This is a genomic window from Mesoflavibacter zeaxanthinifaciens DSM 18436, assembly GCF_000422365.1.
GTDB lineage: Bacteria > Bacteroidota > Bacteroidia > Flavobacteriales > Flavobacteriaceae > Mesoflavibacter > Mesoflavibacter zeaxanthinifaciens.
In genome coordinates, this window is sequence record NZ_KE383820.1 from 222,720 (window position 1) to 249,168 (window position 26,449).

Below are 26,449 nucleotides of genomic sequence, written 5' to 3' on the forward strand. Positions count from 1 at the left end.
ACAAATCCTAATATAACTTTTTACTTCCAAAAATTAAAGCGCTTAAGATTTGTTTTTCTTTCCCACTTTTTGATAAGTTGTTTGTCTTACTATTTTCAATTATTTACACGCTTTTTAAATGTTAAAAAACCATAACTTATTAACAATGTGGTAAAATGTGGTAAAATGTGGTAAAATTTTCAATATATTTGATTTTTAAATATTAACCCAGTTTCAAACTGTTTTGAACTCATTTATAGGAACATACGAATGTAAAGTAGACGCCAAAGGAAGGCTAATGCTACCTGCTGCTCTAAAAAAGCAGATGGATGGTGTGTTGCAAAATGGGTTTGTGATTAAAAGAGCGGTGTTTCAAGAGTGTTTGGAATTGTATCCAATGACCGAATGGGATGCATTAATGCAGAAAATAAATAAGCTAAATCGATTCAAAAAAAAGAACAACGATTTTATTAGAAGGTTTACTGCTGGAGTAAAAATGGTGGATGTTGATGCAAACGGAAGGTTGTTAATACCAAAAGATTTAGTGGTTTTTGCTTCTATCTCTAAGGATATTGTAATGTCCTCTGCGGTTAATATTATTGAGATTTGGGATAAAACGAAGTATGAAAAAGCTATTGATGATGCAACTGTAGATTTTGCAGATTTAGCTGAAGAAGTAATGGGACAAGATGACGAAGATGGAATATCATAATCCAGTTTTATTAAAAGAAACCGTAGATGGTTTAGCGATTAAAGAAGATGGAGTTTACTTAGATGTCACTTTTGGTGGTGGCGGACACAGTAAAGAAATCTTAAGTCGTTTAGGTGAAAAAGGAAGGCTTTACGCTTTTGATCAAGATAAAGACGCTCTTAAAAATAAAATAGATGATAGTCGCTTTACGCTAATCAATGAAAACTTTAGATACATAAAGCGATTTTTAAGGTTTTATGGTGTAAAAGAAGTGGACGGAATCTTAGGTGATTTTGGTGTATCTTCTCATCAATTTGATGTGGCAGAACGTGGTTTTTCAACACGTTTTGAGGCAGATTTAGATATGAGAATGAATCAAAGTAATCAACTATCAGCCTATCATGTTGTAAATGAATATAGTCAGGAAGACTTGCGTGATGTGTTGTTACAGTACGGCGAGTTAAGAGCTGCGCCAGCTATGGCAAGAGTGATTGTGGAAACAAGAATGAATGGTGAAATAAAAACATCAGAGCAGTTAAAGTTTGCTTTAAAAAAGTTTTTATCGCCAAAGCATGAAAATAAAATTTTAGCTCAAATCTATCAAGCGATTAGAATAGAAGTGAATCAAGAAATTGAAGCTTTAAAAGAGTTTTTAATGCAAACTCCAGAAGTTTTAAAATCTGGCGGAAGATTAAGTTTAATTTCTTATCACTCTTTAGAAGATAGATTGGTAAAGCGTTTTATACGAAACGGGCTATTTGAAGGCGAGCCAGAACGCGATGTTTTTGGAAGATTTGAAGTGCCTTTTAAAAAAGTAGGAAAATTAATAGTGCCAACAGCACAAGAGATAAAAGAAAACAATAGAGCTAGAAGTGCAAAACTTAGAGTAGCAGAAAAACTATAAAAGTGAAAAAAAGCATCTATAGCATATTAAGAGGAACGTTTTTAGTTAGCGAAGACTCGTTTAAAAACTGGCGCGTCATCTTGTTTATTTCTGTGTTGGCAATAATAATGATAGCAAGTTCGCATAGCGCAGATAAAAAAGTGTACGAGATAGCAAGACTTAATAACGAAGTAAAAGAATTGCGATCGGAACTTTACGACGGAAGAACAAGATTAATGCAGTTAAAAATGGAATCTTCTGTTGTAAAAAAAATGAAAGAAAAAGGTTTGGCGCCTTCTGTAATACCGCCAACCAAAATAATTGTAAAACCACAAAATTAAGTTCTCAATCGTGGCAGTTAACGAAAAGAACATATTAAACAGATTGTATTTTGTAGCGGGATGTATGTTCATCTTCGCTATTGCTGTTGTGGTTAAATTGTTAAGCATTCAGTTTATTCAAGGAGATAAGTATAAGGCTTTAGTAGAAGAAAGCAATATAAAAGAAGTGTCTATTCCTGCTAACCGTGGTAATGTATACTCTGCAGACGGAAGTCTTTTAGCAACTTCAATTCCAAAATACGATATCAGGTTTGATGCAATTACGCCAACCGATAAGCGATTTAAAGAGTACTTAACACCTTTAAGTGAAGCGCTTTCAAAATACTCAGGTAAATCAGTTTCTTATTACAAGAAAGAATTGCAAAAAGCACGAGCTAACAAGAATAGGTATTATTTGTTAGCAAGAAATATTGGGTATTCAGAATATCTAAAATTTAGAAGTTTTCCATTGTTAGAATTAGGTCCGTATAAAGGTGGTTTAATTGTAGAGCAGTATGTAAAACGCGAACATCCTTTAGGTGAAGTTGCGCAACGTACTATTGGTTACGAGCGTGTTGATGACGAAGGAAATATAACAAGAGCAGGAATAGATGGTGCTTTTGGAAGTGATTATTTAAGAGGAACAGACGGAAAGCGTATCAAGCAAAAAATAGGTAAAGGACAATGGAAGCCAATTACGGTTGATAATGAAGTTGAACCAAAAGATGGTTACGATGTCTACACAACTATAGATGTAAATATTCAAGATATCGCACATCATGCTTTGTTAGAGCAATTAGAAAAATACGAAGCAGAGCACGGAACTGTAGTAGTAATGGAAGTGAAAACAGGTGAAATTAGAGCTATTTCAAACCTTGGAAGAACATCAAAAAATACCTATTACGAAAAAAGAAATTACGCGGTTTACGAAGCGCATGAACCTGGTTCTACATTTAAGCTTATGACGTTAATGGCTGCTTTAGAAGATAAAAAAGTAGATACATCAGATGTAATAGATACCGGAAATGGATACAAAGTGTTTTATGGGCGTGGTATTAAAGATTCTCATGGTTATGGTAAGATTTCTGCAGCAAGAGCTTTTGAAGTGTCATCAAATATAGGTTTAGCTACTATAGTAGATAAAGCATACGCGAAAAATCCAGAGCGCTTTTTAAATATTTTAAGTCAATGGAATTTAGATAAAAAGCTAAACATTTCAATTAAAGGTGAAGGAGAACCAATGATACCAAAACCTGGACATAAAAATTGGAGTAGAAATGCATTGCCATCATTGGCTTATGGTTATGGTTTAAAAATAACACCGTTACAAACATTAACATTTTATAATGCTGTTGCTAATAATGGTGTAATGGTTAAGCCAAGATTTATTAGAGAGGTAAGAAATCTTGATGAAAAAATAGAAGTGTTCGAAAAAGAAATAATTAATGAGAAGATTTGCTCTGATCAGACACTTAAAAAAGCTAAAACCATGCTAGAAAATGTTGTAAAGCGTGGTACAGGTACATCATTGTATTCAGATTATTTCTCTATGGGCGGAAAGACAGGTACGGCTCGTACAGAGTATTGGCATAAGGACTGGTCCAAAAACCCACGATATATTTCGTCTTTTGCAGGGTATTTTCCAGCAGACAATCCTAAATACTCATGTATAGTTATCATTCATAAACCAAGTGTTAAAAAAGGATTTTATGGTGCAGATGTTTCTGGTCCTGTATTTAAAAAAATAGCTCAAAAGATATTTACAGATACACCAATTGTTGATGAGGTTGAAACTTTAGAAGTAAAAACTGCTAAAGTAGAAAAAGAGTATAAAACATATTACGATATAGCAAATAGGTATAAAACTATAATGCCTGATGTTAGAGGTTTGCCAATTATGGATGCTGTAGCGTTATTAGAAAATATGGGTTTGAAGGTAAAAATTGAAGGTGTTGGAGTGGTAGAAAATCAATCCATTAGTAAAGGAACAAAAGTTAAGAAAAATCAAACAATAGTTTTAAAAGCATAGTGATTACATTAAAAGACATATTATACAAGGTAACTTTAGATGCAGTTATTGGTAGTACAAATGTTATGGTGCGTAACATTCATTTTAATTCACGTAGTGTGGCAATTAATGATGTGTTTGTAGCTGTTAAGGGAACTGTTGTAGATGGGCATAACTATATAGATGCGGCTATAAGTCAAGGAGCAATTGCTGTAGTTTGTGAGGTGATTCCTGCAATAACAAAAAAAGAAGTAACCTATATTAAAGTAGATGACTCAAGTCGTGCTTTGGCAGTAATGGCATCTAACTTTTATGGTAATCCTTCAGAAAATTTAAAGTTAGTAGGTGTAACAGGTACAAACGGAAAAACAACTATAGCTTCATTATTATACCAATTATTTAAAAAAGCCGGTTTTAAAGTAGGTTTATTATCTACTGTAAAAATCATGGTAGATAATAAAGAGTTTTCTGCAACACATACAACGCCAGACTCATTAACTATCAACGCGTATTTAAAGCAAATGAATGATGAAGGTGTAGAGTTTTGTTTTATGGAAGTCAGCTCACACGGAATCGACCAAAACAGAACATTAGGCTTGAAGTTTGAAGGCGGAATTTTTACTAATCTGTCACACGATCATTTAGATTATCACAATTCTTTTGCAGAATACAGAGATGTTAAAAAACGCTTTTTTGATGAGTTGCCAAGCACTGCTTTTGCATTAACAAATATCGATGACAAAAACGGAAGCATCATGCTTCAAAATACAAAAGCAAAACAGTATAGCTATGCCTTAAAAAGCTATGCAGATTATAAAGCTCAAATTTTAGAAAATCAATTTAACGGATTGTTGTTAAAGCTGAATGATAGCGAAGTTTGGGTACGATTAATCGGCACATTTAACGCTTATAATATTTTGGCAATTTTCGCTTGCGCGGAATTATTAGGTCTTGAAAAAGATGAATTGTTAAGATTTATTAGCGAGTTAGAAAGTGTAAGCGGAAGATTTCAATTTTTAATTTCTGATGAAAAAATTACCGCAATTGTAGATTATGCTCATACACCAGATGCATTGCAAAATGTGTTAGAAACCATAAATGATATTCGTACCAAAAACGAAGAATTAATTACAGTAGTTGGTTGTGGTGGTGATAGGGATAAAACCAAGCGTCCAAAGATGGGGCATATTGCTTCGGCTTTAAGTACAAAGGTGATTTTTACTAGCGATAATCCACGAACAGAAGTGCCAGAAACGATTATTGATGACATTGAAAAAGGCGTAGAAGCTCAAAATTTTAAAAAAACAATGTCTATTGTAGATAGAAAACAAGCCATTAAAACAGCATGTCAATTGGCAAATCCTAATGATATCATTTTAATCGCTGGAAAAGGGCATGAAACTTATCAAGAGGTAAATGGCGTAAGAACAGATTTTGACGATTTCAAAATTGTAAAAGATTTTTTAAAACAGTTACAAAAATAGTGTTTGCTTAATAAAGTTTAAGCTGCAAAAAAATAAATAAAGAATGTTATACTATTTATTCGAATTTTTAGAAGAACAATATCAAATGCCAGGCGCAAGTGTGTTTCAATTTATCACATTTAGAGCCGCTTTAGCTATCATTTTGTCGTTGTTGTTTTCTACTATTTTCGGAAAAAAAATAATCTTAATGCTTCAAAAAAAACAGGTCGGAGAGTCTGTTAGGGATTTAGGTTTACAAGGACAAATGCAAAAAGCTGGTACACCAACCATGGGAGGAATTATTATCATTTTAGCAACGTTAATTCCTGTGTTATTATTAGCAAGATTGGATAATATTTATGTAATCATGTTAATAGTTACAACACTTTGGATGGGCGCAGTTGGTTTTACAGATGATTATATAAAAGTCTTTAAAAAAGATAAGGCAGGCTTAAGCGGAAAGTTTAAAGTAATGGGGCAAGTTGGCTTAGGTTTATTTGTTGGAGCTGTAATGTACTTTCATCCCGGAGTTACAATTAAACAAGAAAAAATTAACCCGCAATTTGAAACTGAAAAAATTACTCAAAATTCACCAAGAGAGTTTAATCCAGAAGAGCAATCGCTTTTAACAACTATTCCGTTTGTAAAAGATAATGAGTTTGATTACTCAAAATTAATTACATGGCTTGGCGATGATTATGCAAAGTACGCGTGGTTAATTTTTATACCAATCGTAATTTTTATAATAACAGCAGTGTCTAACGGTGCAAATCTAACAGATGGTATAGATGGTTTGGCAGCAGGAAGTAGTGCGATAATAGTTTTTGCGCTAGCCATTTTTGCGTTTATCTCTGGTAATATTGTCTTTTCAGATTACTTAAATGTCATGTACATACCACGATTGGGCGAGTTGGTAATTTTTACCTCTGCTTTTGTTGGAGCATTAATAGGGTTTTTATGGTACAACACATATCCGGCTCAAGTGTTTATGGGTGATACAGGTAGTTTAACAATTGGTGGTGTCATTGCAGTAATAGCAATCGCTGTTCGTAAAGAATTATTAATTCCTGTGTTATGCGGAATTTTCTTCGCAGAATCTTTATCAGTAATCCTGCAAGTAAGCTGGTTCAAGTATACCAAAAAGAAATATGGCGAAGGTCGACGCATATTTTTAATGTCGCCTTTACATCATCATTATCAAAAGAAAAACTATCACGAAAGTAAAATAGTAACACGATTTTGGATTGTTGGAATTTTTCTAGCAATCATTTCAATAGTTACACTGAAGTTGAGATAGAAAAATGAAACGATTAGTTGTATTAGGAGCAGGAGAAAGTGGTGTAGGAACAGCACTTTTAGGAAAAGAAAAAGGCTATGAAGTTTTTGTTTCCGATAAGGGAAAAATAAAAGAAAAATATAAAGAAGTTCTTATACATAATGAGATTGAATGGGAAGATCAACAACATACAGAAGCTAAAATTTTAAATGCAGATGTAGTTATGAAAAGTCCAGGAATACCAGATAAAGTGCCAATGGTAAAGGCGCTTATAGAGAAAGGTATTCCCGTAATTTCTGAAATAGAATTTGCTAGCCAGTTTACAAATGCAACAATAGTTGCAATAACTGGTAGTAATGGTAAGACAACGACATCTATGCTAACACATCATGTGTTAAAACAAGAACTTAATGTTGGGTTGGCTGGAAATATTGGCGACAGTTTTGCTAAGCAAGTTTTAGAGCATAATTATGATAATTATGTGCTAGAGATAAGTAGTTTTCAGTTGGATGGTTGTTTCAATTTTAAACCAAAAATTGCAGTAATTACCAATATTGTTCCGGATCATTTAGATCGTTACGATTATAAATTTGATAACTATATCGCATCAAAATTCAGAATAGCTCAAAATCAAACTAAAGACGATTATTTGATTTATGATGCAGATGATGAAGTGATTTCAGAATATCTAAAAAAGCATGCAATTCAATCTACATTATTACCATTTTCACTAATAAAAAAAGTTGAAAAAGGAGCGTATTTGGACAATGATAATATAATAATAACAATAAATAACAACAAGATAATTATGCCAGCAAAAAACATTGCCTTAGACGGTAAGCATAACACTAAAAATGCTATGGCGGCTTCAACCGTTTCGCATTTATTAAAAATTAGAAAACAAACTATTCGTGAAAGTTTAGAAAACTTTCAAGGTGTAGAACATCGATTAGAACAAGTGCTTAAAATTAATAAAGTGCAATACATTAACGACTCTAAAGCAACAAATGTTAATGCTACATATTTTGCTTTAGAAAGTATGGATGCGCCTACAGTTTGGATAGTTGGTGGTGTTGATAAAGGAAATGATTACACAGAGTTGTTTCCGTTTGTAAATGAAAAAGTAAAAGCAATCATTTGTTTAGGTGTTGATAACCAAAAGTTAATACAAAGCTTTGGTAATATGGTTGATGTTATTGTTGAAACTCAGTTTATGAGTGAAGCTGTAAAAATAGCCTACAAAATTGCTGAATCTGGAGATAACGTGTTATTGTCACCAGCTTGTGCAAGTTTTGATTTGTTTGAAAACTATGAAGAAAGAGGTAGGCAATTTAAAGAAGCAGTAAGAAACTTGTAAAACAATTAAATATAAATGCAAAAAGCAATACTAAATAATATTAAAGGAGATAAGCTAATTTGGGCTATTGTAGCACTATTGGCTATATTTTCTTTTTTACCTGTGTATAGCGCTGCTAGTAATTTGGCATATGTTGGTGGTAGTGGTAATACATTTGCATTTTTAGTTAAGCATTTTATGCATTTGTTTTTAGGTTTTGCTATAATGTATGGTGTACATAAACTACCATATCGTTATTTTAGAGGTTTATCTATGGTAATGATGCCTTTAGTGTTTGTGCTACTAATAGTAACCATTTTACAAGGCACGACTATAGAAGGCGCAAATGCAAGTAGATGGATACGTATTCCGTTTATAAATATGTCTTTCCAGACATCAACATTAGCTTCGGTTGTGTTGATGGTTTACATAGCAAGATATTTATCAAAAATAAAAGATAAAACAATCACCTTTAAAGAATCTATTTTACCATTATGGATTCCGTTGTTTATCGTTTTAGCATTGATATTACCATCAAACTTTTCTACAACAGCAATCATCTTTGTAATGTCAATGATGTTATTGTTTTTAGGCGGTTATCCATTACGTTATTTGTTAGCTATGGGCGCAGCAGGTTTGGTAGGATTAACATTTTTTATTTTAATAGCAAAAGCCTTTCCAGAAGCAATGCCAAACCGTGTTGATACATGGATGAGTAGAATTGAAAATTTTGCAAACGGAGAAGATACAGAAGAAGATTATCAAATTGAAAAAGCTAAAATAGCAATTGCTTCTGGAGGTGTTGTTGGTTTAGGTTCTGGTAAGAGCATTCAGAAGAATTTTTTACCGCAATCTTCATCAGATTTCATCTTCGCAATAATTATAGAAGAATACGGTTTGATTGGAGGATTGTTTTTAATGGTAATGTATCTATGGTTACTTTTTAGAATTGTTATTGTATCACAAAAAGCAGATACCATATTTGGAAAATTAGTTGTGCTTGGTGTTGGATTGCCAATTATATTTCAAGCAATGATTAATATGGCGGTAGCGGTAGAGCTTTTTCCGGTAACAGGACAAACACTACCATTAATTAGTAGCGGAGGAACAAGTATTTGGATGACTTGTATGGCAATAGGAATTATATTAAGTGTTAGCGCCAAACGCGAAGAAATAAAAGAAAAACAATCACAAGATGAAGGTGATAATCCTTTAGAAATTCTTTCAGAAACGATTTAAGGACAGTGAGTAAAAAAGATAAAACATATAAAATCATTCTAAGTGGCGGCGGTACTGGTGGGCACATATACCCAGCAGTAGCAATTGCTAATGAGCTTAAACAGCGTTATCCAGATGCTCAGTTTTTGTTTGTAGGTGCAAAAGACCGTATGGAAATGGAAAAAGTACCTCAAGCAGGATACGATATAAAAGGACTTTGGATTTCAGGTATACAAAGAAAGTTAACACTTAAAAACCTTTCATTTCCTTTTAAATTGATTAGTAGTTTATGGAATGCTAAAAAAATTGTAAAGCAATTTAAACCAGATGTTGTTATAGGGACAGGTGGATTTGCTAGCGGACCATTATTACAAGTTGCTGCTTCAAAAGGAATACCTTGTTTAATACAAGAGCAAAACTCTTTTCCTGGTATAACTAATAAATTATTATCTAAAAAAGTAGATAAAATTTGTGTGGCTTATGATAATTTAGAACGCTTTTTCCCTGTAGATAAAATTATTAAAACAGGTAATCCTGTAAGACAAGACTTATTAGATATTTCTTGCAAAAGAGAAGAAGCTATTAAGTATTTTGATTTAGTTGAAGGTAAAAAGACACTTCTGGTTTTAGGAGGAAGTTTAGGAGCTAAAGCAATAAACGAACTTATAGAACGCGAGCTAGATTATCTGCAAACTTTAAACCTACAAATCATTTGGCAATGCGGTAAGCTGTATTACCAAACATACAAACTGTACGGTCATACAAAGCATGTACAAGTACATCAGTTTATAAATAATATGGACTATGCTTATGCAGCTGCAGATTTTATTATATCACGTGCTGGAGCAGGTTCTGTAAGTGAGTTATGTATCGTTGGTAAACCTGTAGTTTTTGTGCCTTCACCGTACGTGGCAGAAGACCATCAAACTAAAAATGCAGATGCAATAGTTAGTAAAAATGCAGCGATGATGATTGCTCAAGAAGATTTAAAAGTAGACTTTAAAAACAAGTTTGGACAGTTAGTAGCTAACCCAGAAAAGCAAGAACAGTTTAGCAAAAACATTAAAAAATTAGCGTTAACAAACGCAACAAAAGATATAGCAGACGAAGTAGAAAAACTTCTAAATAAATAATGAATTTAAAAAATATACATAACATCTATTTTGTTGGCATCGGTGGTATCGGTATGTCAGCAATAGCACGTTTTTTTAAATCGCAAAATAAAAATGTTGCAGGTTATGATAAGACACAAACGGAAATTACTAATAGTTTAGAAGCTCTTAATATTTCTGTTCATTTTGAAGATGAAATAGGTTGTATAGAAAATTCATTTTTAGATATAGACGAAACTTTAGTAGTTTATACACCTGCAATACCTAAAGATCATAAGCAGTTAAATTATTTTAAATCTAATGGTTTTAAGGTTTTAAAACGCTCAGAAATTTTAGGTATTATAACAGAAAATACTTTCTGTTTAGCAGTTGCAGGTACGCACGGTAAAACAACAACAACAAGTATTTTAGGTCACTTGTTAAAATCTTGTGATGTTAAATTAACAGCGTTTTTAGGAGGGATAAGTGAAAATTATAATTCTAACTTAATCTTAAACGGAGATAAGGTGTCAGTTGTTGAAGCAGATGAATTTGATCGTTCGTTTTTAACTTTAAGTCCAGATATAGCTGCTGTCACTTCAATGGATGCAGATCATTTAGATATTTATGGTGATGCATCACAACTGGAAGAAACATTTAAGGATTTTACTAAAAAAATAAAACCAAACGGAAAGCTGTTTGTAAAAAATGGTTTACCAATTCAAGGAATAACTTATGGTATTGAAGATGGTTCAGATTATTCCATTCAAAATATAAAAATAGAAAACGGGACGTATGTATTTGATGTCAAAACTCCAAATACAACAATTAAAAATATAGAGTTTAACCTACCTGGTAGACATAATTTGTCAAACGCTTTAGTTGCTCTGGCGATGTCTGTAGAATATGGTCTCCCTACCAAACAGCTCGCCAAAGCATTAGCATCTTACAAAGGTGTAAAGCGTAGGTTTAGTTACCATATTAAAACCGATAAATTAGTGTTTATAGATGATTATGCACATCATCCAGAAGAGATAAATGCTGTACACCAAGCGGTAAGAGAGATGTATCCAGAAAAGAAAGTTTTGGCAGTATTTCAGCCACATTTGTTTTCTAGAACACAAGATTTTGCAACACAATTTGCTAAAAGCTTATCACAGTTTGATCAAATTATATTATTAGATATATATCCTGCAAGAGAGTTACCAATAGAAGGTGTAACCTCAAGTTGGCTGTTAAGTTTGATAGAAAATAGTAATAAAAAATTAGTTAATAAAGAAGATCTAATATTACAAATAAAGCAAAGTAACGCCGATGTAATTTTAACTATTGGCGCAGGAGATATAGGAGCTCAAGTCTTAAAAGTAAAAGAAGCACTTTTGGAAAATGAAAATTAATTGGAATTACATAAAAATGATAGTTCTGCTAATTTTAGTAGTGTTTTTGTATGCGTTTTCTTCAGCAAGAAATTCAAAACGTTTAGTATCTCAACCTAATATTCAATTTATAGGCAATAAAAACCTGTTTATCACCCAAGAAGCTGTTAGTAAATTGTTAATACAAAATCAACAAGGTGTTACAAATGTGCCTAAAGAAACTTTAGATTTGAATGGTTTAGAGTCGACGCTAAATAAAAACCCAATTATCGAGTTTGCAGAAGTTTACGTAAATGTAGAAGGTAAGTTAACAGCAAAGGTTAAACAAAAAACACCTATAGCTAGAGTTTTAGGTAATAATAGTTATTATATAGATAGTAATGGTGGTGTCATGCCGCTTTCAAAAAATTATACAGAACGTGTTCCTTTTGTAACAGGTTTTGTAAAAAAAAGTAATCTAGATATTGTTTATAAAGTAGCAGATTACGTATTAAAGGATGAATTTTTAAAACAAAACGTGATAGAAATTCATCAAAATAAAAATAATAGCATAGACTTAAAATTAAGACAAACCAAATTTGTGGTGCATTTGGGGCAGATAAAACAATTAGAAAAAAAGATTAGTAATCTAAAAGCCTTTTACATAAAAGCTACAAAAGATAAAGTTTTAGATAAATACAGTAAAGTAAACTTGCAATTTGGCAACCAAGTTGTTTGTACAAAAGCATAAGTTATGGAGCAAAACATTGCAGTAGGGTTAGATATAGGAACTACTAAAATAGTAGCCATGATTGGTCGTAAAAACGAATATGGCAAAGTAGAAATTTTGGGTATAGGTAAATCCAAAAGCTTAGGTGTGCATCGTGGTGTTGTCAATAACATTACACAAACCATACAATCTATACAGATAGCAATACAAGAAGCAGAAGCTGCAGCAGCTACAAAAATAGAAGGAGTAACAGTAGGTATAGCGGGACAGCATATTAGAAGTTTACAACATAGCGATTATATAACACGTCCAAATAGTGAGACTGTTATAGATGAAGATGATATAGAACGATTAATAAACCAAGTACATAAGTTGGTAATGCTTCCAGGAGAAGAAATAATCCACGTATTACCTCAAGAATATAAAGTTGACGGTCAAGCCGAAATCAAAGAACCAATAGGTATGTATGGAGGTAGATTAGAAGCTAACTTTCATGTAGTAGTAGGTCAAGTATCTTCTATTAGAAACATTGGTCGTTGTGTACAAAGTGCAGATTTAAATTTAGAAGGCATCACTTTAGAACCGTTAGCAAGTGCTAATGCAGTGTTAAGTCAAGAAGAAAAAGAAGCAGGAGTAGCATTAATTGATATAGGAGGAGGAACAACAGATTTAGCAATATTTAGAGATGGTATAATCCGTCACACAGCAGTTATACCTTTTGGAGGAAACGTAATTACAGAAGATATAAAAGAAGGTTGCTCTATCATAGAAAAGCAAGCCGAATTGCTGAAAATAAAATTTGGTAGTGCTTGGCCAGGAGAAAATAAGGATAATGAAATTGTTTCAATACCAGGATTAAGAGGACGAGAACCAAAAGAAATTACCCTTAAAAATCTATCAAAAATTATCCATGCACGTGTCGTAGAAATTATTGAGCAAGTATATGTCGAAATAAAAAACTACGGTCACGAAGAACAAAAAAAGAAACTAATTGCAGGTATCGTTTTAACAGGTGGAGGCAGCCAATTAAAACATTTAAAGCAGTTAGTAGAATATATTACAGGTATGGATACCAGAATTGGTTATCCAAATGAGCATTTGGCTGGCGATAGCGACGACGTAATAACAAGTCCATTATTTGCAACAGCAGTAGGTTTAGTAATGGATGGTTTAAAACGTCAAGACCGTAAAAAAGCAGAAGCTATTATTGAAGAAGAAATTCAAGCGGTAAAAGAAGAAAACGAAGAAAAGCCTGAAGAAGAACAAATAGAAGTGCCAAAAAAACAACGTAAGTCGTTTCTAGATAAGTTAACAGAAAAAGTAAAAGACTTTTTAGATAACGCAGAATAAGTAAAATGAATATACAGCGAAAGTACAGATTCGCTATTAAATAAGAATTGATCCAGTAAAAATAGAATTTATGAGCAACAACGAATTCGAAAGCATAGCATTTGATTTACCAAAAAATCAATCTAACGTCATTAAAGTAATTGGTGTTGGTGGCGGTGGTAGTAATGCCATTAACCACATGTTTCAGCAAGGAATAAAAGGTGTAGACTTTGTAATTTGTAATACAGATGCACAAGCACTACAAAGTAGCGGTGTACCAAACAAAATTCAGTTAGGTGTTAATTTAACAGAAGGATTAGGTGCAGGAGCAAATCCAAACGTTGGAGAGCAAGCAGCTGTAGAAAGTTTTGAAGACATCCAAATGATGTTAGATACCAATACAAAAATGGTATTTATCACAGCAGGAATGGGCGGAGGAACAGGAACAGGAGCAGCACCAATCATTGCAAAAATGGCTAAAGACTTAGACATTTTAACAGTTGGGATTGTGACAATGCCATTTCAATTTGAAGGAAAAATGCGTAATGAACAAGCTCAAATAGGTATAGAAAAATTACGTGCAGAAGTAGACTCGTTAGTAGTTATAAACAACAATAAATTACGTGAAGTTTACGGTAATTTAGGTTTTAAAGCAGGTTTTTCTAAAGCAGACGAGGTTTTAGCAACTGCAGCACGTGGTATAGCAGAAGTTATAACACATCACTATACACAAAACATTGACTTGCGTGATGCAAAAACGGTTTTAAGTAATAGTGGTACGGCGATTATGGGATCTGCAGCAGCTTCTGGTCAAAACCGTGCACACGAAGCCATTTCAAAAGCATTAGATTCGCCATTACTCAACGATAATAAAATCACAGGAGCCAAAAACGTATTGTTGCTTATCGTTTCTGGAGCTCAAGAAATTACTATTGATGAGATTGGAGAAATTAACGACCACATTCAAAATGAAGCAGGTCATGGCGCTAACATTATTATGGGTGTTGGTGAAGACGAAAGCTTAGAAGAGTCTATTGCAGTTACAGTAATTGCAACAGGATTTGATGTAGAACAACAAAACGAAATTTCTAATACTGAAGCAAAAAAAGTAATTCATGCATTAGAAGACGATCAGAGTATGGAGCAAGATTTAAGCAGAGAACAACCAAATCCTGCTATAATCTTACCAAATATTGAGTTAGAAGAGAAGAAGGAAGCTCCAGTTGTTAAGCATACTTTAGAAATAGAAGAAGAGGAAGAAGAAACCAAACAGTCATTATCTTCTTTTGAAATGGATCAAGTAAAAAAACAAACTATAGAAGAGCGTGATTTAATACCTACAAGTGAGTTTATAAAAAACTTAGATGTAACTTATTACGAAGTAGATGTTAATTTAGACGAAAATCAAGAATTTAAGATTACCTCTACAGCAAAAAAAGAAGCGCCTAAACCAATAGAAGAAGAGCAAAACAAACAGCAAACTATGCTTAGTTTTGATATGCCTATTTCTGAAAAGGAACCTACATCTGCTCCAGTTACCGAAGAAGACGAAGGTCCAATAGTTATGGATCTATCAGACAATGTAACCGATTTAGAAGTAAATGATTTTGTAGAGGTTATTCCTGTTACTGAAAATACAGAGACAGGAGAAAAACGTTACGCTTTAGATGATTACGAAATAAAAGAATCTGCTATAAATCCAAAACCAGAAGTAAAGCAAGAAGAAATTGTTTTAGAAAAGAAAACAGTTGAGACTGATGCAGAATCAAAAGAAATTCAACCAGATGTAGAAGTAGACCCAATGAATACGCCAATTTCAGAACTACTAAAAAGTAGAGCAGAAGAGCGTAGAAAAAAAATGAAGAACTTTAATTATAAATTTAATACCTCTAAAATTGATGATATAGAGAAAGTACCAGCGTACAAGCGTCAAGGATTAGAGTTAGAAGATAGACAACATTCTTCAGATACAAATATTTCTAGAACTACATTAGGTGTAGATGATAATGATGATATTCAATTAAGAAATAACAATTCATTCTTACACGATAATGTAGATTAAGATTTTTAATTAATTCATTAATTATAACTATAGCCCGAAAAGTTCCCTCAAGCTTTTCGGGTTTTGTTTTTTAATATTAATAGTCACTTTTTAGTATCTTCGTACTCTTAAAAAAACAAATTAAAATGAGCTTATCAGCAAAAGTAATGACAGCCTTAAAAGAGGCTATGAAAAGTAAAGATCAAACCGCTTTAACCGCTTTAAGAGCAGTAAAATCTGCTATTCTTTTGGCACAAACAGAAACAGGATCAAAAGAAGAGTTAACAGAAGAGCAAGAACTTAAATTATTACAAAAACAAGTTAAGCAACGTAAAGATAGTGCAGCTGTTTATATCGATCAAGGTAGAGAAGATTTGGCTGAGCCAGAGTTAGCTGAAGCTAAAGTTATCGAGCAGTTTTTACCAGAAGCAATAAGTGAAGATGAGGTAGCAAAAATTGTAGAAGATATTATTGCAAAAACTGGTGCAGACGGTATGAAAGATATGGGTAAAGTTATGGGTATGGCAAGTAAAGAATTAGCAGGTAGAGCTGACGGTAAAACCATTTCTAATATTGTTAAAGCTAAATTAGCATAACTAAAAAAAGGCTGCGTAGCTCAATTGGATAGAGCACTGGATTTCGGCTCCAGCGGTTGTAGGTTCGACTCCTGTCGCAGTCACAAATTCATCAAAAAAGAAACCTATTTAGTTAATGTTGTTGCAATTATTACTTCAAACAAAACAACAAGAAGAGTTAGAAAGACAACTAATTTATGAATATATCATACCAATTGGTGTTGTTTTAATTGCAATTTTTATAGTGTATAAACTAGCTAGAGCATTTCAGTTTTTTTATGCTTCACGTTTTAAAAAACCACTGTTTAATCATGTGTATTTTAAACTAAAAAAGCTAACACCATTACAACTTTCTATTTTAAAAAACGAATATACTTTCTATAGAAAACTCTCACCAAAACATCAAGTTTATTTTGAGCATCGTGTAGCTACATTTTTAAAAGAAATAACCTTTATTGGAAAGCAAGAATTGCAAATTACAGAACAAATGAAGGTGATTATAGCTGCAACATCTTCACTGCTTAATTTTGGGTTTAGAAACTACAGGATTAAACTTCTTGATAAGGTTTTATTGTATCCTACAGCTTTTTATTCTAAACTTAATGAAAACATGCATAAAGGTGAGTTTAACCCATCTTATAAAGCAATTGTATTGTCTTGGGAAGATGTTTTACACGGTTACTCTATAGACAACGATAATTTTAATGTGGCAATACATGAATTTGTACATGCAATGCATTTGGATTGTTTAAATCAAAAAGGACTTAAAGCAGCTATTTTTATTAATGGGTTTTCTGATATTGCACATTTTATAGAAACAAATGAAGATTATAAAAATCGTCTAATAGAATCTGAATATTTTAGAGATTATGCTTATACCAATCAATTTGAGTTTTTGTCAGTCATTATAGAAACTTTTATTGAAACTCCAGGTGAGTTTAAAAGACAATTTCCTGAGTTGTATAGACTTGTAAAGCGTATGCTTAATTTCAATTTTGCTAATTATTAGTTTACTGACTTTTATCATAATTTTTAAGGGTTTTAAATTTTAAATTTATTGTAGAATTTAAAGCCTTAAATGATGAAAAAAAGAACACCAATTTCAGAAATAATGACAAAAAATGTCATCTCGTTAAAAACTAATGATGACTTAGAAAAAGCAGAAAGCTTATTTAAAAAAAACAATATTAGACATATTCCAGTAGTATCAGGAAAAGAGATTGTTGGTATGTTAAGCTATACCGATTTATTACGTATTAGTTTTGCAGACGCAATAGATGATTATGCAGAAGACGTAGATACTGTAGTATATAATATGTTTACAATAGAACAGGTAATGGCTAAGAAATTGATTACAGTTTCTAGTGATACAACCATAAAAGAGGTTGCAGAAATTTTAGCAAAAAAAGAATTTCATGCCTTACCAGTAGTAGATAACGAAATTTTAGTTGGCATAGTAACCACAACTGATTTGATTAAATATCTAATTAATCAGTACTAAAATTTGTTTAAGGGTTAAAAATGATAAAGGCTACCTATTGGTAGCCTTTATCTGTTTTTATGAGTTAGCTAAAGCTTTTAAATCTTTAATTGTTTCTATTTGGTTGTCACTTTTAAAGACATAACTACCAGCTACCAATGCATCTGCACCAGCATCTACTAATTGCTTTGCGTTTTTATTAGTTACACCACCGTCAATTTCAATCATAACGTTAGCGTTTTTATCTTTTATAAGCTGTTTTAGTTGTTTTACTTTGTTGTAAGTGTTTTCTATAAAGCTTTGTCCTCCAAAACCAGGATTAACACTCATGATTAACACTAAATCAATATCGTTAATAATATCTTCTAAAACATTTATGTTGGTATGAGGATTTAGAGCTACACCAGCTTTCATACCTTCTGCTTTAATAGCTTGAACTGTTCTGTGTAAATGTGTACAAGCTTCATAATGTACCGTTAATATATCACTTCCTAAATCTGAAAATGTTTTAATATATCTATCAGGATCTACAATCATTAAGTGTACATCAATAGTTTTTTTAGCGTGTTTAGATATGGCTTTTAAAACAGGCATTCCGTAAGAAATGTTTGGAACAAAAACACCATCCATTATATCTATATGAAACCAATCGGCTTCACTAGAATTAACCATTTCTATATCACGTTGTAAGTTGCCAAAATCTGCTGCTAGCAATGATGGCGCAATTAGTTTTGAAGACATTTTTTTATTTTATTGTGTTGTTGTTTTGGCAAAAATAGGTATAAAAAATGAACCCGAAGTAATCAGCTTCGGGTTCTTTCATCAATCAAAAAACGAACAGTTATGATTAACTGTTTGTTAGGGTAAAAAACGTACTTATTATCCTAAGTAAGTTTTTAATATTTTACTTCTAGACGTATGTTTTAATCTACGTATAGCTTTTTCTTTTATTTGTCTTACACGTTCTCTGGTAAGGTCAAAAGTTTCTCCAATTTCTTCTAATGTCATTGGATGTTGGTTACCTAAACCAAAGTAAAGTCTTATTACATCTGCTTCACGAGGTGTTAACGTTTCTAAAGCGCGTTCAATTTCTGTACGTAAAGATTCGTGTAATAATTCTCTATCTGGGTTTGGTGATTCGCCAGAGTTTAATACATCATATAGGTTAGAATCTTCACCTTCTACTAAAGGTGCATCCATACTTACGTGACGACCAGAGTTTTTCATAGACTCTTTAACATCGTTAATAGTCATGTCTAACTCTTTTGCAATTTCTTCTGCACTTGGTGGACGCTCGTGTGCTTGCTCTAAAAATGCAAAAGTTTTATTAATCTTGTTAATAGAACCAATTTTGTTTAAAGGTAAACGTACAATTCTAGATTGCTCTGCTAACGCTTGTAAAATAGATTGTCTAATCCACCATACAGCATAAGATATAAATTTAAAACCACGAGTTTCGTCAAAACGTTGAGCAGCTTTGATAAGACCTAAGTTACCTTCGTTAATTAAATCTGGTAATGTTAAACCTTGGTTTTGATATTGTTTAGCAACCGATACAACAAAACGTAAGTTAGCTTTAGTTAATTTTTCTAATGCTACTTGGTCTCCTGCTTTAATACGTTGTGCTAACTCTACCTCTTCATCTGCAGTAATAAGGTCTACCTTACCAATTTCTTGAAGATACTTGTCTAAAGAAGCAGTTTCTCTGTTAGTAACCTGCTTCGTAATTTTAAGTTGTCTCATCTAAAAATAGAGTGATTTATTTAATGTGAATAATTTGCTATCAATAGTTATACGTAAGACAATTACTTTTTGTTACAAAAAAGTTTAATTTTTTTTAAAATTAACTTGTTCTTATGTGTCCGTCACCAAAGACGTAGTATTTATTTGTAACTAATTGCTTTAATCCTAATGGACCACGATGGTGTAACTTATCTGTACTAATAGCAAGCTCTGCACCAACACCCATTTGCCCACCATCTGTAAATCGTGTAGAGGCATTATGGTATACAGCTGCACTATCTACTTGCTGCATGAATTTTTTAGCTAATTCTTTATCTTCTGTTATTATTGCTGCCGAGTGACCTCCAGAATATTTATTTATCATGTCGATAGCGTTATCTTCATTATTAACTTCTGCTAGCATAATTTTCATAGCTAAAAACTCTTCGTACCAAATGTTGTTATCTTTCACTTGGGTTTCATTTGGAAGAATTTCACTTACATTTTCATCTACTAAAATATCCACACCAAGTTTGTGTAACATGGTTTCTAACTCTTGAATTTTCTTTTCGTATTCAGGAATATTCTTATCGATTAATACTTTATCAAGTGCGTTACATCCTGAAATTTTATCGGTTTTGGCATTAACGATTACTTTTACGGCTTTTAACCAATCTGCATCTTCTGCAACGTATAAAAAGTTGTTACCTCTTCCGCTAATTAATATGGCGCAAGTAGCATTGTCTTTAACAAATTTAATTAAGCGTTCTCCACCACGCGGTACGATTAAATCTATTTTTTCTGGTGGGTTTTTTAAGAAATCTTGAGTTTCTTCTCTTTTTAAATGTAATAATTTAATCCAATCTTTTGATAATCCATTCTCTTCTAAAGCTTGATGCCAGCATTTTTCTAAAATAATATTACTGTTCACAGCTTCTTTACCACCTTTTAATAAGATTTTATTATTGGCTTTAAAGGCTAAAACAGCAGCTTCTATAGTTACATCTGGTCTAGACTCATAAATGATAAGAATAGTGCCAAATGGCGCTGTTTTGTTGGTGACTTTAAGTCCGCTATCTAAAGTTAAATCAGAAATAGTCTGTCCAACAGGATCTTCTTGATCTCTAACTTCTTGTATGGCTTTTATCATACCGTCAACCTTTGCATTATCAACAACTAAACGGTCGTATAATGCTTGGTCTTCTTTATCAAAAGCGTCTAAATCTTTTTTATTTTCGGCTATAATTTGATGTCGTTCTTTATCAATAATAGTTATCATTGAATCTAGAACTTTATTTTTTATGTTTTTATCTAATAATTTCATTTTCAATTTTTTTTAGTGAATAAATTTTGTTCCTATTTCTTTATCGTCTACAATGTCTACAATTACATTTTCTCTTTTACCATTGGCGATGTAAGTCGGAATGTCTTTTTTAGCGGTTCCCTTGGCTATTTTTAATTTTGAAGCCATACCACCACGTCCTTCGCCTTCTTTTTTACCAGAAGCTTTTACATATTTTTCTACATTTTGATCAACGGTGACCTCAGTAATTTTTTCTGAATCTTCATCATCTGGATGACCGGTATATAATCCGTCTGTATCAGATAAAATTATTAACCTATCTGCGTCTATTAATTCTGCAACTAAACTAGCTAACTCATCATTATCAGAGAACATAGACATACTTAAAGAAACGGCGTCATCCTCATTAGCAATAGGAGTTACACCTTCTGCCAATAAACCTTGATAACAGTTTATCATGTTCTCACGGTGCTTACCAGCATCAAAATCTCTTTTGGTTGCTAAAACTTGGGCGCATCGCATCCCATAATCATGAAAAATACTATAGTAATGACGCATTAAACGAGGTTGTCCTACAGAAGAATAAATTTGACGTCTTATAGCTTTATCTGTTGCTTTGATTTCGCCTAAGACTTCTTTTCCTGCAATTGCAGAACCAGATGAAACTAATACAACGTCTATGTTTCTTTCATTTAAAACAGAAATTTGTCGTACTAATTCTCTTAAAACCGGTCCTAAAATTCGGTTATCTTTATTTGTAAGAACGTTGGTTCCTACTTTTACTACAATTTTTTTAATATCGTCGTCCATTTTATTTGTCTTTACCTAATTCTACAGCTCTATCAAACGCAGCATATGCAGCATCTTGTATTAACTGTTTTACATTATTATCTTCCATACTATCTATTGCAGCTTGAGTTGTACCTCCTTTAGAAGCAACTCTGTTTATCCAAGATTTTGGAGATAAATCTGACTGATTAAAAAGTTCTATTGCACCTTCAAAAGTATTGCTTACTAAAATCTTAGAATCGTAATCTGAGAAGCCCATTTTTAATGCAGCTTCTAACATAGATTGCATAAAATAGAAGACGTATGCTGGTCCACTACCAGAAATTCCTGTAGAGGCATCGATAAATTTTTCTGTATTAACATGAATAGAAGTACCTGTAGTATCTAAAAGGTTTCTAACCATGATTAACTCTATTTTACTAACAGCGTCAGATTCTGTGTAAGACGTTACACCTTTTCCAACTTTTGCTGGAAGGTTAGGCATTGCTCTTACAACTTTAATAGCGCCTAATTGTTCTTTAATTGTATCTATTGTTACACCAGCCATTAATGACACAATAATTTGTTGGTTGTTAATTTTTGGCTTCATTTCTTTAAATAAATCCTCGCTATGATATGGCTTTACAGCTACAAAAACGATATCTGCTTTTGGTAAACAATCGTCTAAATTATCATAAACATCAAAATGAGGTTCTTTACTTAAAGTTTCGATTTTTTTTGGATCAGTATCAAATATTTTAAGATTATGCTTACCTAAAAGTGGTGAGCTAGCCATACCTTCAGAGTATGTTAATCCCATATTTCCTGCTCCAATAACTAATACTTTCATGTTTTTTAAAGTGTTGGTTTTAAATATTATACACTTATTATTGCACAAGGACTATACGGAACACCCAAAAAAAAGAATTAATTTTGAGAATTGTTATATGTGAAAATTATTTAAGTAAAGTTTGAAGGTTTCTCAATTATTGAGTAAAATCCTTAGTGTATTTTGAAAAATTAATAAAACTGAAAACTGACATAGTGTCGCAAAAATGAGGTTTTGTCAGTTTAAATTATAGTCTGTGCCAATTAATTATTTTAATATTAACTAGCGTGTTAACCAACCAGGTTTTCTAGCTGTTGCTATTGCATAAGGAGTTATCCAGAACAATGCAAATGTGTACACAATGCTATATGTAAATGCCCAAAACCCTTGTAGTGATTTATATCTAGTAAAAAAGAACAGTAATGAGAATGATGAAATTATTAAAATACTAAATAGAGTAGTACCTAAAAATAATAAAGGATGAACCATTACAAAAAATAGCATGAATAAGACAAATGGATAACTTAGAAGTAAATTAGAAAATTGACTGATAAATAATAGTCTTGCTCCTAGTTTATTGTTTTTTCTAAAATTAGTAAATACGTATTTAGACATTTCTAGATTTTCTCTTACATTACTTCTAGACCATCTTATAAACATTTTATATAGTCCAGGATATTCTTCTGGAACATTAGTATAGGCAATAGCATTACGTTGAAATAGAACATTTTTTCCTTGTTTTAATATCATATTTGTTAAAGCTCTATCTTCACCAATGTCAGATGGTTTTCCCATAAATTTTTGATTAATCCAATTATCTAAACACGCTAATACAGCATCTCTTTTGTATGCTGCTAGTGCACCAGGTGTACATAATACGGTGTTTAAGTTACTTTCTGCAGATCTTACAAACTCAAAACTCATTACAAAACTAACATCTAGCATTTTAGGGATAATTCGTTTTTTATTGTTTAGTACTCTAATATTTCCTGCTACAGCAGCACAATTTTCATCTTTAGAAAATGGACTAACAAGGTTGCGCAATGTATCTTTAGTTACAATAGAGTCGCTATCAATTGTCACAAAAACGTCTCCTTTACCTAAATTAAAACCACGATATAGAGCATGCCTTTTTCCTTGGTTTTTTGGTTGCTTGAAAATTTCTAATTCATCTTTAAGCTCTTCTTTAGCTTTCTTAATCCATGACCAAGTATTGTCTAAGCTACCATCATCTATAGCTATTAATTGTAGTTTGTTTTTTGGATAATCACTTTTTGAAATGCTTATTAATGTATCATACACTTGTTTACCTTCGTTATATGCAGGAATGATTACTGTGCATGTTGGTAAACTTTGATCTTTAACAGATGCTATAGGTTTATATTTAAAATAGTTATATGTGGTATATATGAAAAAAAACGCTTTGTATATAAATAATGAAGTAGCAATGATGAGAAAGCTTAGACCCAATAAAGATTCTTTTCTATTATTATTGAATGTCTCTAAGTCTGCATAAAAGATAGAAAGTAAGTACAGTCCAAAAGCAATAAAAATAAACGAACTTATTAATATCGCTCTATTTTGAGTGTTTTCAGTTTTGGTTATTGGAGTAGATAAAAGTTTTTTAATTGATTTGAAAAATTTGTTTTGGTTAAGTGTTGAGTTGTGCATAAATAAATGATTGTTTATCATATTTACGCCTTAATCTAAAGTGCAGACTTTGGTAAATTAATTTTTAAGAAAACTTTATAAAAAAACCTCGTAAAGAATTACGAGGTTTAATTTTTTAGTTTTTAAAAAAGAATTAGTCTTTTTTGTCATTTCTAGGTTTTCTGTCGTCACGTTTGTTGTTGCGTTCACGATTTCCACCTTTATTGTTATCGCGCTTAGGTCTGTCTTGCCATCCTTCTGGTTTTGGTAAAATAGCTTTACGAGATACTTTTTCTTTTCTTGTTCTTGGATCAATACCAAAGTATTTTACATCAAAAACGTCTCCCATGTTTACAACATCAGATACATTTTCTGTACGTTCCCAAGCTAATTCGCTTACGTGTAATAACACTTCGTTTCCTGGTGCTTCTGTATACTCTACAACAGCTCCAAAATCTAGCATTTTAATCACTTTTACTTCGTAGATGCTACCAACTTCTGGTTTAAATAACATCGCATCAATACGAGCTAAAACAGCATCTATACCTTTTGAGCCAACTCCTAAAACTTCAACAATTCCTTCTTCTGTAACAGGATCTTCGTTGATAACGATAGTTGTTTCTGTTTCTTTTTGTAACTCTTGAATGTTCTTACCGCCAGGTCCAATAAGTGCTCCAATAAATTCATTAGGAATACGTCTTGTTACCATTTTTGGAGCATGATCTTTAACATCTGTATTAGGTTCTGCAATAGTATCTGTTAATTTGCTTAAGATGTGTAAACGACCATCGCGAGCTTGTTTTAGTGCATTTACTAAAATCTCATATGATAATCCTTTAACCTTTATATCCATTTGGCAAGCAGTAATACCATCTGCGGTACCAGTTACTTTAAAGTCCATATCTCCTAAGTGATCTTCGTCCCCTAAAATATCAGATAATACAGCGTATTTACCAGATTCTGTATCTGTAATTAATCCCATTGCAATACCAGAAACAGGTTTCTTTAATTTTACACCAGCATCCATAAGTGCCATAGTACCAGCACAAACTGTTGCCATAGAAGAAGAACCGTTAGATTCTAATACTTCTGATACTACACGTACTGTATATGGACAATCTTCTGGTACCATACCTTTTAAAGCACGTTGCGCTAAGTTACCGTGTCCAACTTCACGTCTAGAAGTACCTCTAATAGGTCTTGCTTCACCTGTTGAAAATGGAGGGAAGTTATAGTGTAAATAGAAACGCTCTTCACCTTCAAAAGATGGCATGTCTATTTGGTTAGCTTCTCTACTTGTACCTAAAGTAACGGTTGCTAATGCTTGCGTTTCTCCACGAGTAAAGATAGAAGAACCATGTGTTGATGGTAAGTAATCTACCTCACACCAAATTGGTCTAATCTCTGTTGTTTTACGACCATCTAAACGTAATCCTTCGTTTAATGTTAAGTCACGTACAGCAGCTTTTTCAGCTTTGCTGTAATATTTTGAAATTAAATCGCCAAAATCTTCAACTTCTTCTTGAGAGAATGAAGCGATTATTTCTTCTTTAATTTCTGCAAATGCAGCACCACGTTCGTGCTTAGAAGATCCTGCTTTTGCTACAGCATATACTTTATCGTATGCCATATCGTGGATCTTTTTAGCTAAATCTTCGTCTGCTCTTTCTGGTTCGTATTCTCTGGTTTCTTTTTTACCAAATGCTTCAGCTAATTTTGTTTGTGCTTCACACTGTATTTTAATAGCTTCGTGAGCAGCTTTGATAGCTTCTGTCATTTCTTCTTCAGAAATCTCATCCATTTCACCTTCTACCATCATTACAGAATCAGCAGATGCACCAATCATCATGTCGATATCAGATTCTGCTAATTGTGCTAATGTTGGGTTAATGATAAACTCTCCATTAATACGTCCAACTCTTACTTCTGAAATAGGAGTTTCAAAAGGAATATCTGATAATTGTATAGCGGCAGATGCAGCTAAACCAGCCATGGCGTCTGGCATAACTTCTGGGTCATGAGACATTAATTGAATCATTACCTGAGTTTCGCTGTGGTAATCTTTTGGGAATAATGGACGTAAAACACGGTCCACAAGACGCATAGTTAATACTTCTCCGTCGCTTGGTCTTGCTTCTCTTTTAAAGAAACCACCAGGGTAACGACCAGCAGCAGCAAATTTTTCTCTATAATCTACTGTTAACGGTAAGAAGTCTACGTCTGCAGCTTTATAGTTGGAAACAACTGTACATAATAACATACATTTTCCTGATTGCACAACAACAGAACCATGAGCCTGTTTTGCAAGTTTTCCGGTTTCGATAGATATTTCTCTACCGTCCCCAAGGTCAATGACCTCTTTGTAAGTTTTTGGAATCATAAATTTTTTAATTCTAATTAAA

At 32.5% G+C, this 26,449-nt stretch carries 23 protein-coding genes and 1 tRNA gene; 17 read left to right on the forward strand and 7 right to left on the reverse strand.

All coding sequences use genetic code 11. The annotated features are described in order from the left end of the window. Positions 1–223 precede the first annotated feature (223 nt). From mraZ to H574_RS0113190, 17 genes are all read left to right on the forward strand, one after another. Positions 224–691 (forward strand): division/cell wall cluster transcriptional repressor MraZ, encoded by a 468-nt coding sequence (mraZ, locus tag H574_RS0113110; protein ID WP_027881018.1) that lies wholly within the window; start codon positions 224–226, stop codon positions 689–691. Next, the gene (gene rsmH, locus H574_RS0113115) at positions 678–1,574 is read left to right on the forward strand and encodes a 16S rRNA (cytosine(1402)-N(4))-methyltransferase RsmH (RefSeq protein WP_027881019.1); all 897 of its coding nucleotides are present in this window, start codon (positions 678–680) and stop codon (positions 1,572–1,574) included. Before mraZ ends, rsmH begins: the two co-directional genes overlap by 14 nt. Before the next feature lie 2 nt (positions 1,575–1,576). After that, complete coding sequence (locus tag H574_RS0113120) at positions 1,577–1,894, forward strand: FtsL-like putative cell division protein (protein WP_027881020.1); 318 nt, start codon at positions 1,577–1,579, stop codon at positions 1,892–1,894. 64 nt (positions 1,895–1,958) lie between these two features. Continuing rightward, on the forward strand, positions 1,959–3,902 hold the full coding sequence (locus H574_RS0113125; RefSeq protein WP_051169898.1) for a penicillin-binding protein: 1,944 nt from the start codon (positions 1,959–1,961) through the stop codon (positions 3,900–3,902). Beyond that, positions 3,902–5,365 carry a UDP-N-acetylmuramoyl-L-alanyl-D-glutamate--2,6-diaminopimelate ligase gene (locus H574_RS0113130; RefSeq protein ID WP_027881022.1) on the forward strand — a complete coding sequence of 488 codons (1,464 nt, stop codon included), beginning with the start codon at positions 3,902–3,904 and terminating at the stop codon, positions 5,363–5,365. Before H574_RS0113125 ends, H574_RS0113130 begins: the two co-directional genes overlap by 1 nt. A gap of 43 nt (positions 5,366–5,408) precedes the next feature. Continuing rightward, positions 5,409–6,641: a phospho-N-acetylmuramoyl-pentapeptide-transferase gene (gene mraY / locus H574_RS0113135; RefSeq protein WP_027881023.1), complete on the forward strand. Its 1,233-nt coding sequence runs from the start codon at positions 5,409–5,411 to the stop codon at positions 6,639–6,641. A 4-nt stretch (positions 6,642–6,645) separates the two neighbouring features. Further along, complete coding sequence (gene murD / locus H574_RS0113140; protein ID WP_027881024.1) at positions 6,646–7,977, forward strand: UDP-N-acetylmuramoyl-L-alanine--D-glutamate ligase; 1,332 nt, start codon at positions 6,646–6,648, stop codon at positions 7,975–7,977. Between the two features lie 15 nt (positions 7,978–7,992). Further along, the gene (locus H574_RS0113145) at positions 7,993–9,195 is read left to right on the forward strand and encodes an FtsW/RodA/SpoVE family cell cycle protein (RefSeq protein WP_027881025.1); all 1,203 of its coding nucleotides are present in this window, start codon (positions 7,993–7,995) and stop codon (positions 9,193–9,195) included. A 5-nt stretch (positions 9,196–9,200) separates the two neighbouring features. Continuing rightward, complete coding sequence (gene murG / locus H574_RS0113150; protein ID WP_027881026.1) at positions 9,201–10,307, forward strand: undecaprenyldiphospho-muramoylpentapeptide beta-N-acetylglucosaminyltransferase; 1,107 nt, start codon at positions 9,201–9,203, stop codon at positions 10,305–10,307. Next, positions 10,307–11,662 (forward strand): UDP-N-acetylmuramate--L-alanine ligase, encoded by a 1,356-nt coding sequence (murC, locus tag H574_RS0113155; protein ID WP_036227648.1) that lies wholly within the window; start codon positions 10,307–10,309, stop codon positions 11,660–11,662. The genes murG and murC overlap by 1 nt, the downstream gene beginning before the upstream one ends. A 16-nt stretch (positions 11,663–11,678) precedes the next feature. Continuing rightward, positions 11,679–12,371: a cell division protein FtsQ/DivIB gene (locus H574_RS0113160; RefSeq protein ID WP_317044634.1), complete on the forward strand. Its 693-nt coding sequence runs from the start codon at positions 11,679–11,681 to the stop codon at positions 12,369–12,371. A gap of 3 nt (positions 12,372–12,374) precedes the next feature. After that, positions 12,375–13,700, forward strand: coding sequence for a cell division protein FtsA (gene ftsA / locus H574_RS0113165; protein WP_027881029.1), 1,326 nt, complete (start codon positions 12,375–12,377; stop codon positions 13,698–13,700). A gap of 70 nt (positions 13,701–13,770) precedes the next feature. Next, positions 13,771–15,741 (forward strand): cell division protein FtsZ, encoded by a 1,971-nt coding sequence (gene ftsZ, locus H574_RS0113170; RefSeq protein WP_027881030.1) that lies wholly within the window; start codon positions 13,771–13,773, stop codon positions 15,739–15,741. Between the two features lie 125 nt (positions 15,742–15,866). After that, positions 15,867–16,316 carry a GatB/YqeY domain-containing protein gene (locus tag H574_RS0113175; RefSeq protein WP_027881031.1) on the forward strand — a complete coding sequence of 150 codons (450 nt, stop codon included), beginning with the start codon at positions 15,867–15,869 and terminating at the stop codon, positions 16,314–16,316. A 9-nt stretch (positions 16,317–16,325) separates the two neighbouring features. After that, positions 16,326–16,399, forward strand: a tRNA-Arg gene (locus H574_RS0113180). 32 nt (positions 16,400–16,431) lie between these two features. Continuing rightward, positions 16,432–17,304: a zinc-dependent peptidase gene (locus H574_RS0113185; protein ID WP_051169899.1), complete on the forward strand. Its 873-nt coding sequence runs from the start codon at positions 16,432–16,434 to the stop codon at positions 17,302–17,304. Between the two features lie 72 nt (positions 17,305–17,376). Beyond that, entirely contained in the window at positions 17,377–17,796 is a 420-nt protein-coding gene (locus H574_RS0113190; protein ID WP_027881033.1) for a CBS domain-containing protein, read from the forward strand. Positions 17,797–17,853: 57 nt separating this feature from the next. Here H574_RS0113190 and rpe read toward each other — a convergent pair whose 3' ends face one another. The 7 genes from rpe to H574_RS0113225 form a co-directional block, all read right to left on the reverse strand. Next, on the reverse strand, positions 17,854–18,516 hold the full coding sequence (rpe, locus tag H574_RS0113195) for a ribulose-phosphate 3-epimerase (protein WP_027881034.1): 663 nt from the start codon (positions 18,514–18,516) through the stop codon (positions 17,854–17,856). A gap of 138 nt (positions 18,517–18,654) precedes the next feature. Continuing rightward, on the reverse strand, positions 18,655–19,518 hold the full coding sequence (locus H574_RS0113200; protein WP_013869172.1) for a sigma-70 family RNA polymerase sigma factor: 864 nt from the start codon (positions 19,516–19,518) through the stop codon (positions 18,655–18,657). 100 nt (positions 19,519–19,618) lie between these two features. Further along, on the reverse strand, positions 19,619–20,821 hold the full coding sequence (locus tag H574_RS0113205; protein ID WP_027881035.1) for a glutamate-5-semialdehyde dehydrogenase: 1,203 nt from the start codon (positions 20,819–20,821) through the stop codon (positions 19,619–19,621). Between the two features lie 12 nt (positions 20,822–20,833). Beyond that, positions 20,834–21,610 carry a glutamate 5-kinase gene (gene proB / locus H574_RS0113210; RefSeq protein WP_027881036.1) on the reverse strand — a complete coding sequence of 259 codons (777 nt, stop codon included), beginning with the start codon at positions 21,608–21,610 and terminating at the stop codon, positions 20,834–20,836. A gap of 1 nt (position 21,611) precedes the next feature. After that, positions 21,612–22,445, reverse strand: a complete 834-nt coding sequence (proC, locus tag H574_RS0113215) for a pyrroline-5-carboxylate reductase (RefSeq protein WP_255593140.1) — start codon at positions 22,443–22,445, stop codon at positions 21,612–21,614. 234 nt (positions 22,446–22,679) lie between these two features. Further along, positions 22,680–24,089, reverse strand: a complete 1,410-nt coding sequence (locus tag H574_RS0113220) for a glycosyltransferase family 2 protein (RefSeq protein WP_240471274.1) — start codon at positions 24,087–24,089, stop codon at positions 22,680–22,682. A gap of 112 nt (positions 24,090–24,201) precedes the next feature. Next, positions 24,202–26,427, reverse strand: a complete 2,226-nt coding sequence (locus H574_RS0113225; RefSeq protein ID WP_027881039.1) for a polyribonucleotide nucleotidyltransferase — start codon at positions 26,425–26,427, stop codon at positions 24,202–24,204. Positions 26,428–26,449: the final 22 nt, after the last annotated feature.

Excerpts from the sequence above, each read along its gene's own strand:
- rpe (WP_027881034.1), bottom strand. The coding sequence starts at position 18,516 with ATGTCTTCAAAACTAATTGCGCCATCATTGCTAGCAGCAGATTTTGGC.
- H574_RS0113160 (WP_317044634.1), top strand. The coding sequence starts at position 11,679 with ATGATAGTTCTGCTAATTTTAGTAGTGTTTTTGTATGCGTTTTCTTCA.
- ftsZ (WP_027881030.1), top strand. The coding sequence starts at position 13,771 with ATGAGCAACAACGAATTCGAAAGCATAGCATTTGATTTACCAAAAAAT.
- H574_RS0113205 (WP_027881035.1), bottom strand. The coding sequence starts at position 20,821 with ATGAAATTATTAGATAAAAACATAAAAAATAAAGTTCTAGATTCAATG.
- H574_RS0113225 (WP_027881039.1), bottom strand. The coding sequence starts at position 26,427 with ATGATTCCAAAAACTTACAAAGAGGTCATTGACCTTGGGGACGGTAGA.
- ftsA (WP_027881029.1), top strand. The coding sequence starts at position 12,375 with ATGGAGCAAAACATTGCAGTAGGGTTAGATATAGGAACTACTAAAATA.
- H574_RS0113185 (WP_051169899.1), top strand. The coding sequence starts at position 16,432 with ATGTTGTTGCAATTATTACTTCAAACAAAACAACAAGAAGAGTTAGAA.
- murD (WP_027881024.1), top strand. The coding sequence starts at position 6,646 with ATGAAACGATTAGTTGTATTAGGAGCAGGAGAAAGTGGTGTAGGAACA.
- H574_RS0113190 (WP_027881033.1), top strand. The coding sequence starts at position 17,377 with ATGAAAAAAAGAACACCAATTTCAGAAATAATGACAAAAAATGTCATC.
- mraY (WP_027881023.1), top strand. The coding sequence starts at position 5,409 with ATGTTATACTATTTATTCGAATTTTTAGAAGAACAATATCAAATGCCA.
- H574_RS0113200 (WP_013869172.1), bottom strand. The coding sequence starts at position 19,518 with ATGAGACAACTTAAAATTACGAAGCAGGTTACTAACAGAGAAACTGCT.
- rsmH (WP_027881019.1), top strand. The coding sequence starts at position 678 with ATGGAATATCATAATCCAGTTTTATTAAAAGAAACCGTAGATGGTTTA.
- murC (WP_036227648.1), top strand. The coding sequence starts at position 10,307 with ATGAATTTAAAAAATATACATAACATCTATTTTGTTGGCATCGGTGGT.
- proB (WP_027881036.1), bottom strand. The coding sequence starts at position 21,610 with ATGGACGACGATATTAAAAAAATTGTAGTAAAAGTAGGAACCAACGTT.
- H574_RS0113125 (WP_051169898.1), top strand. The coding sequence starts at position 1,959 with ATGTTCATCTTCGCTATTGCTGTTGTGGTTAAATTGTTAAGCATTCAG.
- H574_RS0113175 (WP_027881031.1), top strand. The coding sequence starts at position 15,867 with ATGAGCTTATCAGCAAAAGTAATGACAGCCTTAAAAGAGGCTATGAAA.
- H574_RS0113145 (WP_027881025.1), top strand. The coding sequence starts at position 7,993 with ATGCAAAAAGCAATACTAAATAATATTAAAGGAGATAAGCTAATTTGG.
- H574_RS0113220 (WP_240471274.1), bottom strand. The coding sequence starts at position 24,089 with ATGATAAACAATCATTTATTTATGCACAACTCAACACTTAACCAAAAC.